Origin of the sequence: Azoarcus sp. DD4 (genome assembly GCF_006496635.1) — a bacterium.
In the GTDB taxonomy this organism is placed as follows: Bacteria; Pseudomonadota; Gammaproteobacteria; order Burkholderiales; family Rhodocyclaceae; genus Azoarcus.
The window spans coordinates 1,661,524-1,677,804 of the sequence record NZ_CP022958.1; the positions used below are offsets into that span (position 1 = coordinate 1,661,524).

Sequence of the window (16,281 nt, forward strand, 5' to 3'; positions counted from 1 at the left end):
CCTCGATGTCGAGGGTCTGTAGCTCAGCTGGTTAGAGCACCGTCTTGATAAGGCGGGGGTCGTTGGTTCGAACCCAACCAGACCCACCAGTCTTTTAGGTGCTCGAAGTCAGAATGGGGCTGTAGCTCAGCTGGGAGAGCATCGGCTTTGCAAGCCGAGGGTCGTCGGTTCGATCCCGACCAGCTCCACCAGTGCCGCAGCGCCCGCGCTGCTCGGTTGTTCGACATGTCGAGACGTCAGTCATGCGTATGCAAGTGCTCATGCCTGACTTCTTGGTCATCGTGCCAGAGGTTCGCTCTTTAACAAATTGGAAGAAGTTAGTGCAGCACATCTAGGTGTGTTGCACGGGTTGTGTGATTGCATTGATCCGACACTGCGTAGTCAGCACAGTGGCGGATCGCACAAACGAGTTCGACCTGTAGCCGGATCTTCAGTGCGTGAGAACGCGCGAGAGGATCTAAGGTTATAGGATCAAGCGACTAAGTGCATGTGGTGGATGCCTTGGCGATCACAGGCGATGAAGGACGTGCAAGCCTGCGAAAAGCGGGGGGGAGCTGGCAATGGAGCTTTGATCCCCCGATATCCGAATGGGGAAACCCACTGCGCAAGCAGTATCCCGTACTGAATACATAGGTACGTGGAGGCGAACGCGGCGAACTGAAACATCTAAGTAGCCGTAGGAAAAGAAATCAACCGAGATTCCCCAAGTAGTGGCGAGCGAACGGGGAATAGCCTGCACGACTAAACCATCAGCTTAGCAAAACGGTCTGGAAAGTCCGACGATACAGGGTGATAGTCCCGTATGCGAAAAGCCGGTGGCGGGTCTGAGCGTGCGACAAGTAGGGCGGGACACGTGTAATCCTGTCTGAAGATGGGGGGACCATCCTCCAAGGCTAAATACTCGTGATCGACCGATAGTGAACCAGTACCGTGAGGGAAAGGCGAAAAGAACCCCGGGAGGGGAGTGAAATAGATCCTGAAACCGCATGCATACAAACAGTGGGAGCCTCGTAAGGGGTGACTGCGTACCTTTTGTATAATGGGTCAGCGACTTACGTTCAGTGGCGAGCTTAACCGAATAGGGGAGGCGTAGCGAAAGCGAGTCTGATAAGGGCGATTTAGTCTCTGGGCGTAGACCCGAAACCGGATGATCTATCCATGGCCAGGATGAAGGTGCGGTAACACGCACTGGAGGTCCGAACCCACTAGTGTTGAAAAACTAGGGGATGAGCTGTGGATAGGGGTGAAAGGCTAAACAAATCCGGAAATAGCTGGTTCTCCCCGAAAACTATTTAGGTAGTGCGTCGTACGGACACTTGCGGGGGTAGAGCACTGTAATCGTTGGGGGGGTCACTGCGATCTACCCCGCGATAGCAAACTCCGAATACCGCAAAGTGATATACGGCAGACAGACATCGGGTGCTAACGTCCGGTGTCAAGAGGGAAACAACCCAGACCGCCAGCTAAGGTCCCAAATGCATGGCTAAGTGGCAAACGAGGTGGGAAGGCATAGACAGCTAGGAGGTTGGCTTAGAAGCAGCCACCCTTTAAAGAAAGCGTAATAGCTCACTAGTCGAGTCGTCCTGCGCGGAAGATGTAACGGGGCTCAAGCCATGAACCGAAGCTGCGGATGTGTCTTTGACACGTGGTAGGGGAGCGTTCCGTAAGCCTGCGAAGGTGTCTCGTAAGGGATGCTGGAGGTATCGGAAGTGCGAATGCTGACATGAGTAGCGATAAAGGGTGTGAAAAGCACCCTCGCCGAAAGCCCAAGGTTTCCTGCGCAACGTTCATCGGCGCAGGGTGAGTCGGCCCCTAAGGCGAGGCAGAAATGCGTAGTCGATGGGAAACAGGTCAATATTCCTGTACCGGTTCTAGATGCGATGGGGGGACGGAGAAGGTTAGGCCGGCCGGGTGTTGGACGTCCCGGTTTAAGCGTGTAGGCGTGCTCTCTAGGCAAATCCGGAGAGCTGAGCTGAGGCGTGATGACGAGCGAACTTGTTCGCGAAGTGGTTGATACCCTGCTTCCAGGAAAAGCCTCTAAGCTTCAGTCTAGAATCGACCGTACCGCAAACCGACACAGGTGGGCAGGTTGAAAATACCAAGGCGCTTGAGAGAACTCAGGAGAAGGAACTCGGCAAATTGATACCGTAACTTCGGGAGAAGGTATGCCCCATTAGCTTGTAGGAGTACATCCGAAGGGCGAAGGGGCCGCAGAGAATCGGTGGCTGCGACTGTTTATTAAAAACACAGCACTCTGCAAACACGAAAGTGGACGTATAGGGTGTGACGCCTGCCCGGTGCCGGAAGGTTAAGTGATGGGGTGCAAGCTCTTGATCGAAGCCCCGGTAAACGGCGGCCGTAACTATAACGGTCCTAAGGTAGCGAAATTCCTTGTCGGGTAAGTTCCGACCTGCACGAATGGCGTAACGATGGCCACACTGTCTCCTCCTGAGACTCAGCGAAGTTGAAATGTTTGTGAAGATGCAATCTCCCCGCGGCTAGACGGAAAGACCCCATGAACCTTTACTGTAGCTTTGCATTGGACTTTGACGGGACTTGTGTAGGATAGGTGGGAGGCTATGAAGCGGGAACGCTAGTTCTCGTGGAGCCGTCCTTGAAATACCACCCTGGTGTCGTTGAGGTTCTAACCCAGGCCCGTGAATCCGGGTCGGGAACAGTGCATGGTAGGCAGTTTGACTGGGGCGGTCTCCTCCCAAAAGGTAACGGAGGAGTTCGAAGGTCTCCTAGGTACGGTCGGACATCGTACTGATAGTGCAATGGCAAAAGGAGGCTTGACTGCGAGACCGACAAGTCGAGCAGGTGCGAAAGCAGGACATAGTGATCCGGTGGTTCTGTATGGAAGGGCCATCGCTCAACGGATAAAAGGTACTCTGGGGATAACAGGCTGATTCCGCCCAAGAGTTCACATCGACGGCGGAGTTTGGCACCTCGATGTCGGCTCATCACATCCTGGGGCTGTAGCCGGTCCCAAGGGTATGGCTGTTCGCCATTTAAAGTGGTACGTGAGCTGGGTTTAAAACGTCGTGAGACAGTTTGGTCCCTATCTGCCGTGGGCGCTGGAAGTTTGAGGGGACCTGCTCCTAGTACGAGAGGACCGGAGTGGACGCACCTCTGGTGTACCGGTTGTGACGCCAGTCGCATCGCCGGGTAGCTAAGTGCGGAAGAGATAACCGCTGAAAGCATCTAAGCGGGAAACTCGCCTCAAGATGAGACTTCCCTGGGGACTCGATCCCCCTGAAGGGTCGTGGAAGACCACCACGTTGATAGGTCGGGTGTGGAAGCGCAGTAATGCGTTAAGCTAACCGATACTAATTGCCCGTGAGGCTTGATCCTATAACCTTAAAATAGCGTCAAACTCGTCAAAGCGTGTACAACACGACGCAGTCACACAATCCAACACTTCTTCCAAATTTGGCTCGGATGACAAAAACGCCGAGCAACAAGTCAAAGTCTGACGACCATAGCGTCTGGGTACCACCCCTTCCCATCCCGAACAGGACCGTGAAACCAGACCGCGCCGATGATAGTGAGATCCGCTCTCGTGAAAGTAGGTCATCGTCAGACTAACCCATCAAAAAGCCCGTACAGTTCTACTGTACGGGCTTTTTTATTGCAAAATCGAAAAATTCCCCAAACCCTACGGTAAGTGACGTAAGCATCCGCCCAGCACCGTCTTCCGCCTCTGATTGGGATCGCCCAGAGTGGCGCCCACCAAATATTTGGTGGGGAGCACTTTGGCTACGAATGGCATCACGTGACCTGCCCCGATTCTTCGGACCACGAATTACGTGAGACGGATGGCCTCGTGGTCGTTGCCTGACTGCTTCTGAACGTACTGTGCCGGGGTCAGGTAGCCCAGCGCGGAATGCGGCCGCACCTCGTTGTAATGACGGCGCCAATGCTCGATGACGACGCGCGCCTTCAGGCAATTGCGAAAATATTCCATGGACAGGTACTCGTCGCGGAATTTGCCGTTGAAGCTCTCGTCGGTGCCGTTCTGCCAGGGTTTGCCCGGTTGCGACAGCGCCATCTGCAAGCCTTGATCGGTCGCCCATTGGAGCAACCGAATCGAGACGAACTCCGAGCCATTGTCCGAGCGCAAGGACGGCCGTCGGCGCGCCGCGCTCACTGATCAAGCGGCTCAAGACCTCGATGACGCGCTCGGAGCGGATGCTGCCGGCGACATCGATCGCCAGCGCTTCGCGGGTGTGCTCGTCGATGACCGTCAGACACTTGAGTTGCTGGCCGTTGGCGCAGGTGTCGAACACGACGTCGTAAGCCCAGATTCCGTTCGCCCCCGATGCGCGCTGTACCTGATCGCGCTGGCTGGCCACCCGGCGACGCGGGCGTTTGCGCGGCACCTGCAGACCTGCCTTGTTCCACAGCCGCCAGGTACGACCGATGCTTAGTCGGTGGCCGGCACAGCGCAGGAAGATGCGAATGCGCCGGTAGCCGTAGCGCGGATACTGGGCTGTCAATCGCCGCATCTCGCCGATCAACGGGCGATCGCGCTCGTCCGGTCGGGACACATAAGCCAGGGCCGAGCGCGACACACGCATCAGGGCGCACGCCTGGCGCAGGTGCTCACCTTTTTTTTCCGCGATCTCCTTCATCACGTCGATCTCCAGGTCGCGCTCGGCCAGCATCTTCTTGAGCCGCGCATTCTCGGCCTCCAACTGGCGCAGCCGCTTGACCTCATCCCCGCTCATGGCGCCGAAGCGCTTGCGCCAGGTGTAGATCGTCTGCTCGCTCACGCCGTGCTTCTTCGAGATCTCCGCGACTGGCGAGCGATCCGCCTCACGCAGGCTCTTGACCATCTGTTCTTCGGTAAAACGGCTCTTGCGCATGACTTCCTCTTCTTCCTGGAAGCCATCCTCTCAAGTTTCAGATGGTCCGAAAAGCCGGGAGCAGGTCACCATTGATTCAGGCCCGCACGGGACAGCGATGAGGACTTCATGCACCATGATGTTGCGTGAGTCTAAGGGGGCGCACCATTTTAGGTGCCTATTCAAGTGGGGGCTCACTCTAAAGAGTTGATATTACTAACTTTCTAAAAAGTAATGTCAGGCAAGGGCATATTGACACTCCGGCTGGCGGAAGAACGATTTGACCAGGTTCGGCAGGCGTTGAATCCGGCGCAGCGCGCCCAGCGCCAGCCGCTTCATTTCGTCCTTGTCCTGCACCAGGCGCTTCGAGACCTGGCGCTTCACGTGCGCCCAGACCTGTTCGTCGGGGTTCAGTTGGGGCGAGTACGGCGGCAGGTAGAAGAGCTCGAGCTGCCCCTTCAGGCTCTCGACGTAGGCGCGAACCAGCTTCGCCTTGTGAATGGGGTGTCCATCGACAATGACGAAGACGGGCTTGGTGGCGCCGATCATCAGTCGCTTGAGGAACTCCCGGAATACCGTAGCGGTGACCGAGCCTTCGTGAAGCATGAAGCGAAACTCGCCTTGCGGGCTCACCGCCGAAATCATGTTCAGCGAGAAGCGCCGGCCGGTGACCTCGACGACCGGCGTCTGCCCACGCGGGGCCCACGTGGTGCCGGTGTGGTAGTCGGAGCGAATCCCCGATTCGTCGGCAAAGTAGATCGTCGCGCCCGCCGCACGCGCTTTGGCACGAATCGCCGGATAGGTTTCCGACTCCCATTGGCGCACCAGCGCGGCATCCTGCTGCCATGCTTGGTAGAGCGGCTTCTGGGCGCTGAATCCGAGCATCTTCATGAGCCGGCTGACCGTGGCGATCGACAGCTCCTTGCCGAACTGCCGCTTGATCAGCGCGCGAATCAGCGACAGCGTCCACAGCCCGAACTCGAACTTGTACTGCAGCGGCGTGTTCTCCCGCACTGCCTGAGCGAGCCAGCGCATCTCCTCGGCGCTCACCTTCGAGGGGCGCCCCGGAATCGGCTTGGCAAGCAGCGCGTTCTGTCCGCCGCTCGCAAAGTCGGCCAGCCACCGAAAGACACTGCGCACGTTCACGCCGAAGGCGGCCGCTACGCTTTGTGCTGTCTGCCCTTCGCGAACCGCCTTGATGGCCTGTTGGCGCATGACCTGAAGCGAGTGATGGTCGATGGCCCGACCGTCCGAGTTCCGTTTGCATTTCATGCGCGTATTGTCTCATGCTGTGACAATACTTACGAGAATGTTAGTAATTGATTAGTCTCCCGTTTCTATTGTGGCACAGTTTCTGCTTTAGTGGCTCTGACCCGCGTCCGGTCAGCGTTGACCGACAACTTGGAGCCTTCCGGGGCTTATCACCGGTACTGCAAAGAGGCAGTGCTGTCAGATCAAAGACGATCCCAGTCAAGACGCCATTTTTTGGCTTGGTAGTGGCTCACGCCTCTGCCGATTGAATCGGGAGCTGTCTTATGAACAAACCTTGGCCTGTCACGATCGGCAATGGCATGGCCGGTGCCTGCGCGCCGGAAGTGTTGTTCAATGTGGGCGTCGATCTGTTCGGTGCCACGGTCGTCGACGCTCAACCTCAGCCAAATTTCGACAACACTAGATTTTCGCCCATGATCGGTGTTGGCCGGCTTGGTCTCGCGGCCGTCGACAGGCTGGATGCGCACTGCAACGGCCACTTCGCAACGCTCCATTTTCCCGAGAGCGCTGGTTCCCCGACTGGTGTCGCGCTGATGACAGGAGCTATGCGTTCCAGTACGAGCGTGGTGGACTACGCCGGTTCGGAATACATCTGCGACATTGTCCTCGACAATGCTCTCAAGACGGCCGGTTTGAACATTTGCCCGGTGCGCAAACGCCCCTGGCGCTACGAACGCTCATGTGGGTTGCGGGCGCGATTGTTTGCACGGCCGGGCGTTAGCGCGACCCATTTCGGGGGTAAAGACTGGGGAACGCTAGCCGGGCCCGGTGAGACCGCGCGAGTTTTGGGTAACCGTCGGCGAGGGGTCGGGTCCAGTCATGCTTGCCGCTCGCAGGGACTGTATCTGGGGGGGCTTCCGACATGGCAAAGACATCCGCATGTTCGGCCGTGCGGGCGTTGGGGGCTTTCGATGCGCGTCAGGTGTCCGCGGATAGGCGGGCCGCCATATCAGGGCATGGTCAGGCGCCGCACGGACGCTTGCCGGAGGGATCGCTGCAAGGCGCAGCGCGTGAGCTGTCAGGTGATGGTATTCGATGCCGGTTGCAGCACACCCCTCGACCTCTGGGTATTAAACGGCCAGATCCATCTGGCCCTCTGAATCAACAGCCATAATCGGAGCAGGCGTTCTGCTCCGATCGGGAGCACACGATGGACAAGAAATCCTTCATGCAGGCGGGCCACATGCCCACCCTGCTAGCCGCATTCCTTTACTTCGACCTCGCCTTCATGGTGTGGGTGATGCTTGGCCCGCTGGGCGTGCAGATATCGGCAGACCTTGGTCTGACACATGCGCAAAAAGGCATGATGGTTGCGACACCAGTGCTGGCAGGTGCCTTGCTGCGCTTCGTCATGGGCATGATGGTCGACCACCTCAAGCCGAAGCTCACCGGAGCGATCGGCCAGGTGATCGTGATTGTCGCGCTGGCCTATGCGTGGCGTAACGGCATCCACTCCTACGAGCAGACCCTGATCCTCGGCCTGTTCCTCGGTGTGGCGGGGGCGTCCTTCGCGGTGGCCTTGCCGCTGGCGTCGCGCTGGTATCCGCCGGAGCATCAGGGTACCGCGCTGGGAATTGCCGGCGCCGGTAATTCCGGTACGGCGTTGGCCGCGCTCTTCGGGCCGGGTCTGGCTGCCGCGTTCGGCTGGGTGAATGTCTTCGGGCTGGCGCTGATTCCGCTTTGCCTCGTCTTCGTCGTGTATCTTGTGCTGGCGAAGGATGCGCCGGATTGTCCTCCGCCCAAGAAGCTGAGTGAGTATCTGGCGGTGCTGAAGGACAAGGACGCCTGGTGGTTCATGTTCTTCTACAGCGTCACCTTCGGTGGTTTCGTCGGCCTGGCGTCGTCGCTGACCATCTACTTCAATACCCAGTACGGGCTCGACGCCAAGATGGCGGGTTACTTCACGGCTGCCTGTGTTTTTGCCGGCAGCCTGGTGCGCCCCATCGGCGGCAATCTGGCTGACCGCATCGGCGGTATCAAATCGCTTTCCGTCGTCTATGTCGCGGCCGCGGTCGCGCTGGCACTGGTGTCCGTTGGTCTGCCGAGCGCCTGGATGGCGCTGCTGGTCTTCGTTTGCGCAATGCTGTCGCTCGGCATGGGCAACGGTGCGGTGTTCCAGTTGGTGCCGCAGCGCTTCCGCAAGGAGATTGGCGTGATGACCGGTCTGGTCGGCATGGCGGGCGGTGTCGGCGGTTTCTACCTGGCATCCAGCCTCGGCTATTCCAAGCAGGTGAGTGGTTCCTACATGTTCGGCTTCCTGATCTTTGCTGGCCTCGCGCTCGCCGCGCTGACCGGCTTGACCGCGGTGAAGAGGCGGTGGCGCACCACCTGGGGGGCTCCCCACCTGACCACCGCCAAGATCTGACTCTTGCCTGCAGTGCGGCGCATCGGCAGCTCGGATGCGCCGCGCTCGCGTGTTCGGACCTTGCCCGCGGACGCATCTGATGCTTCCATGCGGAACGCTCACCCTCTGCGCATTCACAGGCCCTCATGAGCCAGCTCAATGTTCGCATCGGCTATTCGTCGCTCACCGGAGCGCGTCCGCGTAACGAGGACTACGGGGGCTATGTCACGCCCGCCGGCGCGGAGCTTGTCGATAAGGGCATCCTGCTGGCGGTGGCCGACGGTCTGGGGGGGCACGAGAATGGGCGTGAGGCTGCCGAAGGTACAGTGCGTGGACTGCTGGCTGACTACTACGCCACGCCGGACACCTGGGCTGTAAACACCAGCCTGGAACGGGTCATCCAGTCGCTCAACCAGTGGGTGGTCAGCCAGGCAAAGAAGAACCGCCAGACCGCGGGCATGGCTACCACGCTGTCGGCGATGGTGGTGCGCGGCACCCGTTATTACCTGGCGCACGTCGGCGACACCCGCATCTACCGCTGGCGCGATGGACGCCTGGAGCAGCTCACTACCGACCATACCTGGGCTCACCCCGAGCTGGATTCCGTCTTGTCGCGCGCAGTCGGCCTGGATTCGCGACTCAGCATAGACCTGTCCGACGGCGATCTGGCGCGCGGCGACGTCTATGCCTTGATGAGCGACGGCGTGTGGGCAACGCTGGGCGACGAGCGCATCTGCAAGATCCTCGAGGATGTCAGCGACCCGCAGGATGTGGCGGCCGAACTCGCGATGATGGCGACCCGCTCGGGTTCGCCCGACAACTGCACCGCCTTGGTGCTGCGGGTAGAGAGCCTGCCTGCGTCGCGCCTGCCAGAGCTGTTCGAGGCCGGCCGCCTGCTGCCGCTGCCCCCCAGCCTCAAGGCCGGCGAGATGCTGGATGGTCTCGTGGTGGACGAGGTGCTGCACGATTCGCTGGTGACTCGCCTGTACCGGGTGGCCGACCCGCAGGGGCGGCCGCTGGTGTTGAAGACGCTACGTCCGGGCGCCGGCGACGAGGAGAACTGCCGCGCCCTGGTCTACGAGGAGTGGATTGCCAAGCGGGTGGTGGACCGGCATTTTCCCGAGGTCATCGACTGGCCGGAGCGCAAGCATCTCTATTACCTGATGACCTGGCACGAGGGTGCAAGCCTCAAGATGCGGCTGGCGAGCGGCTACCGCTTCTCCAGTGCGGAGGTGGCCGACCTGGGGTGCGAGATCCTGCGCGGCGTTGGCGCTCTGCACCGGCTGGCGATCGTGCATCGCGACATCAAACCCGACAACCTGCATCTGGATGCCCAGGGCAAGCTGCGCATTCTCGACCTCGGCGTGTCCGCCACCGATGGCCAGGAATTCAACGAGATCAACAATCCGGGCACACCGAGCTACATGGCGCCCGATCTCTATGCCGGCGAGCGCGCCAACGAATCCACCGATCTCTACGCGGTCGGCGTGAGCCTGTACGAGTTGCTGACGCGCCATTACCCCTATGGCGAGATCGAACCCTTCCAGAAGCCACGTTTCGGCGAACCGGTGGCGCCCACCCGCTATCGGCCAGATATCCCCGACTGGCTCGAGGCGGTGCTGCTGAAGGCGGTGGCGCGTGAGCCGGGCGAGCGTTTCGAGACTGCAGAGGAGTTCCTGCTGGCGCTGGAGCTGGGCGCACACCGGCCGCTGCGGATGCCGCGCAAGCGCCCGCTGGCCCGACGCCATCCGGACCTCGGCCTGAAACTGCTCGCCGTCGCCTCCATCGTGCTCAACGTATTCCTCGCGCTGCTGCTGTTCGCCCGTTGAGGGAGCGATCGACGATGACGCTCAGGCGCCGGGCGAGGCCGATCGCTGGGAGGCTGCGTACTGCTCGCAGCGCTCCATGTATTCGCGCGCGCTCTTCGGCATGGTGACGCGGGCGCGGGCGATGTAGGTCAGCAGGTCTCGTCCCTGCATGATCAGGCGCAGGCCGTCGGCCGCGCTCTGTCTTTCTTCCGCCGTCGGCGTACAGGACAGCCGCGGTGCGAAGGCGGCCATGCGTTCCGAAGTCACCACGAAGTTGGGCCAGATTTCGAAGATCGCCTCGTCGGTCCGCAATGTCTCGCATTTCACCTTGGCGATGCGCGAGAATTCCGCGATCAGTGCCTCCACCCCGGCGAACAGCGGATTGTCCTTGAAGGTGGCGATCATCACGTCTGCGACACGGTCTATATCACGCAGGGCCTGGGCAATCTTGACGTAACGGCTTTCATAGAAGGCCTCGACCGGGATCGAGAAGGCGCGGAAGGGCTCACCCCAGAGCTCGTCGATGCCCTCTTCTCCGCTGCGGTGCAGAACCATCCGGCCGAGGTTGAGCGCTTCCTGCAGACAGACGCCGCACTCACGCATCAGCGCATTATCGGTTTCGATTTCGATGCCCAGCGCTTGCAGTTCGACCAGCTTGGTGAAGATATCGGTTGCACGGTTGAACAGCGCGCCGGCCAGCATTGCTCCCTTTACCCGTTTGTGTTCCGGATCCTGCTCGGTTTCGAAGGCACGGCGTGCGTCTTCCAGGCGCTTGCCGGGAATGTTGATACCGTGCTCGACGTGGTTGAAGAGTCGGCGCGTCAGTGCCTGGATCAGCGTCTTCTTGGCCTGCAGCGAATCTGCTGGTGGATCGTAGACCTTCATCCAGTAGCCGTCGTAATACACACGGCGTACGCCGTCGACGGTGTCGAGGGTACCGTTGGGGATGTCCGGGTTCATGTGCGCAACTGTCCTTGCCGGGAGGGGCGGGGAGCAAAGAATACGCCGATCGTGCGCTGCAAAAAAGTCTTCCGCGACTTGGAAGAAGAGGATGCCGCCGCCTCACCGAAAGGCACGGGCAGCGGCGCCTGCCGGGGCCGCAGGCGTGAGGCAGGGGATAGGGCTCACCACGCAGGACGACCGTTCCCCGGGGCGTGTTCGGAGCCGTGCCCGGCTACGACTTTGTATAGTGCTTGGCTAGACCAGGTCGGCCGGCAGGACCGCGCGCAGCACGGTCTGCGTTTCACCGTCGCGTACGCGGTTGGTGAACCACCACAGCGCGCCTTTCTTGATCGTCCAGTCGGCTTCCACGCCGGCCAGCAGCAGTGAAGAGAGTCGTCCGAGCGCAGGCTGGTGACCGACGATGAGGGTTGCGCCGCCACCATCCGGCCAGCCGACCGCGCCGAGGAGATCGGCCACGCTGCCCATTGGGCCCAGCGCGGGCACGACCTCGAAGTCGTCGGTGAAGGCCGAGGCCGTCTGTCGGGTACGCAGCGTGGGACTGACCAGGACGCGCAGCCGCTTCGGTTTGTGCGCGTGGAGCCAGTCAGCCATCTTGTGCGCCTGCTTGATGCCGCGCTCGGTGAGCTCGCGGGTGTGGTCGGGCGTGCCCTCGACGGCTTCGGCGTGACGCCAGAGTAGTAGATCCATGCGTGTGTCGGTCCTGGAAAGGGCCGCCATCTTGGCGTCCGCCGGTTGCACCGGTATTGCAGCTGCGCTCACCATGGCTTCTTTCCCCACAGTACCGGCCGCACGTCGTCGAGCACCCGCCGGCGATAGCGGGCATAGCGGGTTGCATGCCAGCCGAGCACGAAGGCGCTGGCCGCCTGCAGGGCGGGGATGTCGTCCGCCCAGGCCTCCAGTCGGCCACGAGCCACGTCGACGTCGTTCAGGTAGCCGAGTGTGTTCTGCGCCCGTGTGAGGCGGGCGATGTAGCGCTCGCCTGCCTTGCGGGCCAGGAGCGGCGCGAAGAACTCGGCGCCGTAACGCAGGTGCTTGAGCGCGATGCGCAGCGCATGCAGACGGGTCGGGGCGAGCGACGCGGCATCGTCGTAGCGGCGCCGGGCGCGTTTTCGCAGCAGATCGAGCTGGGCCGCGGCGAAATCGCCCAGCGTGCCGCTGTTTGCCGGCGGGGGTGCCAGCCGATGCAGGGCAGTGGTGAACTCCAGGATGGGTAGCCCCTGGTTCGCGGCGGCCAGATTCCCGAGCGCGCGATGGCGGGCGGCTTCGCGTGCCTCGGTGGCGAGCGTCTGCAATCCGGCCACGTCGACGTTGCGGTCGGTGAGTTCGTCGGTGATCACCGGAGCGAGCAGTTCGTCGTAGAGCACGTCGAGGTCGCGTGCATCGCCGACGAGGTTGGCGTTGTCACGCAGGCGGTTGTTCCATTCGCTGCGAAAGCCGGCCGGCAGGGCTGGGGCGAAGATGCGCAGCAGCGAACGCAGGCGTCGCAGGGCCACCCGCAACTGATGCACGAATTCCGGCCCGTCGTCGCCGGCGGCGATTGCGACCGCATTGGCTTGCCATTGCCGCAGGCAGGCGAAGGCAAGTTCGCGGAAGGCGACGCTCACGTCCACATCGGCGGTGAGCGGCACCGGCTGGGCGCGAGCGGGCAGGACGGGCTGGTCGAGGAAAAGGCGGTAACCGCGTTCGGCTTTGCTGATGTCGCTCGGGGTCAGCGGCAGGTCGCGCGCCAGGGTGCAGGCGAGTTCGAGCAGATCGAGTGCAGTGCCCTCGACCAGTTCGAGTTCGAGTTCGCAGATCGGCGTGGAGCGCTCCTGCGCCACGATGGTGCCGTTGTCGGTCATCAAAAGGATGCGGACGCCGTCACGCGGCGCATACAGCCGGGTTTCGCGGCGAAAACGGGTGGTGAAGAGCGGAACGAGCTGGTCGTGGTGCTTGTGCAGCAGCTTCGCCACCTCGGGACGGTCGATCGCGGAGAAGTCGAAGCTGCCGCTGTAGGGGCCTTCCCACTCGGGCCGCTGGGTCAGGCCACCGGTGGATGTCGCGGCGCACTTCACCGTCTGCAGCCACTTGCGGCCCTGCTTACGGGTCCGGATCGCCACCTTGCGTGCCTTCAGCGTGAGCGCCGCGGTGTCGTAATAGGTGTTGTCCAGCGTCTCGATCTTGCCCACTTTCTGGGCGGAAGCAACCAGCGGGTGGCGACGCAGGGCGGGCAGCGCGCGGGCGGGCAACGCGAGCTTGAGTTCGATTTCCTGGCTCATGGCGGGGGCGACGGCGCGTCGGAAGGGACGGGAAACGCAGGATTCTACCCGCCCCAAAAGTGGGCGTGGTTACAGCGGCGTTCCATCGTCCCGCGCCTCCTCAGCCGCCGAACACGCTTGCCCACAAGGCTTCCACCGGTTTGCGTGCTTCGGCCACCTCGTCCGGTTCGACCCGCGAGGGCTGGCCGTTGAGGCGCTGTCGGTGCTGCAGACGACGAAACTCGCGGTAGCTGTCGCCGCAGGCCTCGGCCAGCTCGGCGGGAATCAGTCCCAGCTCGGCAGCGATGCGTAGCAGTGCGATGTTGCCGAGGTTGCCGGTGAGCTGGGGATGGGCATTGGCATGACCGAGCACCAGATACTGGACGAGGAATTCGACGTCGATCAGGCCACCGTGGTCGTGCTTGAGATCGAACAGCGCGCTCTTGCCGCCATGTGCATCGCGCATCTTCTGACGCATGTCGGCGACCTCCGTCCGCAGCGCGGCGAGATCGCGCGGCAGGCGCAGCACCTCGCAGCGGATGCGCTCGAAGGCTTCGCCGATGGCCGGATCGCCAGCGCTGAAGCGGGCACGGGTGAGCGCCTGGTGCTCCCACACCCAGGCGGACTCGAGCTGGTACTTGCGGAAGGCTTCGAGCGAGCAGGCGATCAGCCCGGATTCGCCGTTGGGCCGCAGGCGCAGGTCGGTCTCGAACAGGATGCCGGCGGCGGTCTGACTGGACAGCCAGGTGTTGGTGCGCTGGGCAAGGCGGGAATAGACCTCGGCGGATTCCGGCGCCTCGTCGTCATACAGGAACACGATGTCGAGGTCCGAGGCGTAACCCAGTTCCTTGCCGCCGAGCTTGCCGTAGCTGATGACGGCGAACTTCGGTTCGTCGCGGTGGCGGATCTTGATCTTGCGCCAGCACAGCGGCAGGGTCAGCGCCACCATGATGTCGGCCAGCGCGGAGAGGTGGTCGGCGAGCTTCTCCACCGTGAGCAGGCCGGAGATGTCCTGGGTGAGCAGGCGGAAGACCTGGGCGTGGTGCTGCTCGCGCATCAGGTCCATCTGGCGTTCCATGTCGGGCTCGATGGCGTCGAGCTGGGCGGCGAGCTCGTCGCGGAAACGTTGCCAGTCGGGCTGGGGTTCGTGGTTGCGGTCGTCCAGCAGTTCGTCGAGCAGGATGGGGTGGCGCGCGAGGTACTGCGCGGCCCAGCGCGAACTGCCGACCAGATCGGCCACCCGGCGCAGCGCCTGAGGGTATTGCTGCAGCAAGGCCAGATAGGCACCGCGTCGGCTGATCGCCTCGAGCAGGTCGAGGCAGCGGGCCAGGGTTTCGTCTGCGTCCTGCGTCGCGGCGGCCGCCTCGATCACGCGTGGCATCAGCGCGTCGAAGCGGTGGCGGATGTGGTTGGGCAGCTGCTGGTAGCGCGAACTGGCGTGGATGGCGGCGAGCCGGCTGGCCGCGGCGTCGGCGTCGCGATAACCGAGTTCGGTCAGCTTGGGCGCGGTGCGCGTGCTGTCCTGGGCCGCAGCCCATGTAGCGTTGAGGTTGTGATCTTCGTCGTTGGGATTGCCGAATACCGCTTCGAAATGGCGGCTGACGACGGCGCGATGGCCTTCCAGCACGTGGTTGAGCGCGGCGAAACTGTCGAAGCCCATGGCGCGGGCAATCAGCGCGCGGTCGGATTCGCTGTCCGGCAGGTCGTGCGTCTGGGCGTCGTCCAGGTATTGCAGGCGGTGTTCGAGCCGGCGCAGGAAGTCGTAGGCGGCCGACAGCTCGGCAACGGTGTCGGCGCCGAGAATGCCGCGCGCGGCCAGTCGTGCCAGCACCTGCAGCGTCGGCCGGATCTGCAGCTCGGTGTCGCGGCCGCCGCGGATCAGCTGGAAGACCTGGGCGATGAACTCGATCTCGCGGATGCCGCCGGGGCCGAGCTTGACGTTGTGCATGCGGTCGCGGCGGCTCACCTCGCGGCGGATCTGCGCATGCAGGTCGCGCATCGCGTTGATCGCGCCGAAGTCCAGATACTTGCGGAAAACGAAGGGGCGGGCGATCTGTTCCAGTTCGCGCCAGCGTTCGCCGGCGAGCACGCGCGCCTTGATCCAGGCGTAGCGTTCCCACTCGCGGCCCTGGCTAATGAAGTAGTTTTCCAGCATGTCGAAGCTGCCGACCAGCGGACCGGAGTCGCCGTTGGGCCGCAGCCGCATGTCGACGCGGAAGACCTGGCCGTGCTCGGTGATTTCGGCCAGCGACTGGATGAGCTGCTTGCCCAGCCGCTCGAAGAACTCGAAGTTGCTGATCACCTTCTTGCCACCGGTATCGCCGTCTTCCGGGTAGATGAAGATCAGGTCGATATCCGAGGACACGTTGAGTTCGCGCCCGCCGAGCTTGCCCATGCCTATCACCAGCAGTTCCTGCTCCCAGCCGGTGGGCGAGAGCGGTGCGCCGTAGCGCTGCATCAGCCCCTCGCGCAGCACGTCGTGGGCGTGCTTCACCGCGACTTCGGCGAGCACGGTCATGGTCTCGGTGACCTCGGCGAGGTCGGCGCTGCCGCTCAGGTCGCGCACGATCAGGTGGCCCAGCACCCAGGTGCGCAACTGGCGCAGGGTCGGGCGCAGACTGGCTTCATCGGCGCCCTGTTCGGCAATGAAGGCCTGCATTGCTGCCGCGTCGACCGGGGCGTCGATACTGGCCGCCAGCGTTTCCGCCAGCCAGGGACGGCTGTCCAGCATGCGGGCAAGGTAGCGCGACAGTCCGGCAGCGTGCTGGATGGCGGCAGGCAGGAGGGCGGATTCGGTGGGCATGTGGACG

General features: G+C 62.3%; 8 protein-coding genes, 2 tRNA genes, 2 rRNA genes and 1 pseudogene. 6 read left to right on the plus strand and 7 right to left on the minus strand.

What is annotated here, in order from left to right; all coding sequences use genetic code 11:
• The first annotated feature begins 12 nt into the window (after positions 1-12).
• From CJ010_RS07855 to rrf, 4 genes are all read left to right on the plus strand, one after another.
• Positions 13-89: transfer RNA gene (locus CJ010_RS07855), tRNA-Ile, on the plus strand.
• A 26-nt stretch (positions 90-115) separates the two neighbouring features.
• Positions 116-191: transfer RNA gene (locus CJ010_RS07860), tRNA-Ala, on the plus strand.
• A 278-nt stretch (positions 192-469) separates the two neighbouring features.
• A 23S ribosomal RNA gene (locus CJ010_RS07865) occupies positions 470-3,354 on the plus strand.
• A 117-nt stretch (positions 3,355-3,471) separates the two neighbouring features.
• Positions 3,472-3,585 (plus strand): 5S ribosomal RNA (gene rrf, locus CJ010_RS07870).
• A 220-nt stretch (positions 3,586-3,805) separates the two neighbouring features.
• On the opposite strand, the pseudogene CJ010_RS07875 reads toward rrf, so the two are convergent.
• The 3 genes and pseudogenes from CJ010_RS07875 to CJ010_RS07885 form a co-directional block, all read right to left on the minus strand.
• Positions 3,806-4,868: pseudogene (locus CJ010_RS07875) on the minus strand (IS3 family transposase).
• A 216-nt stretch (positions 4,869-5,084) separates the two neighbouring features.
• Positions 5,085-6,119, minus strand: coding sequence for an IS630 family transposase (locus CJ010_RS07880; protein WP_141017523.1), 1,035 nt, complete (start codon positions 6,117-6,119; stop codon positions 5,085-5,087).
• Between the two features lie 182 nt (positions 6,120-6,301).
• Positions 6,302-6,598 (minus strand): hypothetical protein, encoded by a 297-nt coding sequence (locus CJ010_RS07885; RefSeq protein ID WP_141017524.1) that lies wholly within the window; start codon positions 6,596-6,598, stop codon positions 6,302-6,304.
• A 671-nt stretch (positions 6,599-7,269) separates the two neighbouring features.
• On the opposite strand from CJ010_RS07885, the gene CJ010_RS07890 reads away from it, so the two are divergent.
• Together CJ010_RS07890 and CJ010_RS07895 are read left to right on the plus strand one after the other, a co-directional pair.
• Positions 7,270-8,484: a NarK/NasA family nitrate transporter gene (locus CJ010_RS07890; protein ID WP_141017525.1), complete on the plus strand. Its 1,215-nt coding sequence runs from the start codon at positions 7,270-7,272 to the stop codon at positions 8,482-8,484.
• Positions 8,485-8,609: 125 nt separating this feature from the next.
• Positions 8,610-10,292 carry a bifunctional protein-serine/threonine kinase/phosphatase gene (locus CJ010_RS07895; protein WP_141017526.1) on the plus strand — a complete coding sequence of 561 codons (1,683 nt, stop codon included), beginning with the start codon at positions 8,610-8,612 and terminating at the stop codon, positions 10,290-10,292.
• Positions 10,293-10,313: 21 nt separating this feature from the next.
• On the opposite strand, the gene CJ010_RS07900 is transcribed toward CJ010_RS07895, so the two are convergent.
• From CJ010_RS07900 to glnE, 4 genes are all read right to left on the minus strand, one after another.
• On the minus strand, positions 10,314-11,231 hold the full coding sequence (locus tag CJ010_RS07900) for a hypothetical protein (RefSeq protein ID WP_141017527.1): 918 nt from the start codon (positions 11,229-11,231) through the stop codon (positions 10,314-10,316).
• A 237-nt stretch (positions 11,232-11,468) separates the two neighbouring features.
• Positions 11,469-11,921 (minus strand): histidine phosphatase family protein, encoded by a 453-nt coding sequence (locus CJ010_RS07905; protein ID WP_141017528.1) that lies wholly within the window; start codon positions 11,919-11,921, stop codon positions 11,469-11,471.
• Between the two features lie 68 nt (positions 11,922-11,989).
• Entirely contained in the window at positions 11,990-13,492 is a 1,503-nt protein-coding gene (locus CJ010_RS07910; protein WP_141017529.1) for a CYTH and CHAD domain-containing protein, read from the minus strand.
• A gap of 100 nt (positions 13,493-13,592) precedes the next feature.
• On the minus strand, positions 13,593-16,274 hold the full coding sequence (glnE, locus tag CJ010_RS07915; RefSeq protein WP_141017530.1) for a bifunctional [glutamate--ammonia ligase]-adenylyl-L-tyrosine phosphorylase/[glutamate--ammonia-ligase] adenylyltransferase: 2,682 nt from the start codon (positions 16,272-16,274) through the stop codon (positions 13,593-13,595).
• Positions 16,275-16,281: the final 7 nt, after the last annotated feature.

Coding starts and splice junctions, on each gene's coding strand:
- CJ010_RS07890 (WP_141017525.1), top strand. CDS start 7,270: ATGGACAAGAAATCCTTCATGCAGGCGGGCCACATGCCCACCCTGCTA.
- CJ010_RS07900 (WP_141017527.1), bottom strand. CDS start 11,231: ATGAACCCGGACATCCCCAACGGTACCCTCGACACCGTCGACGGCGTA.
- glnE (WP_141017530.1), bottom strand. CDS start 16,274: ATGCCCACCGAATCCGCCCTCCTGCCTGCCGCCATCCAGCACGCTGCC.
- CJ010_RS07910 (WP_141017529.1), bottom strand. CDS start 13,492: ATGAGCCAGGAAATCGAACTCAAGCTCGCGTTGCCCGCCCGCGCGCTG.
- CJ010_RS07895 (WP_141017526.1), top strand. CDS start 8,610: ATGAGCCAGCTCAATGTTCGCATCGGCTATTCGTCGCTCACCGGAGCG.
- CJ010_RS07905 (WP_141017528.1), bottom strand. CDS start 11,921: ATGGATCTACTACTCTGGCGTCACGCCGAAGCCGTCGAGGGCACGCCC.
- CJ010_RS07880 (WP_141017523.1), bottom strand. CDS start 6,119: ATGAAATGCAAACGGAACTCGGACGGTCGGGCCATCGACCATCACTCG.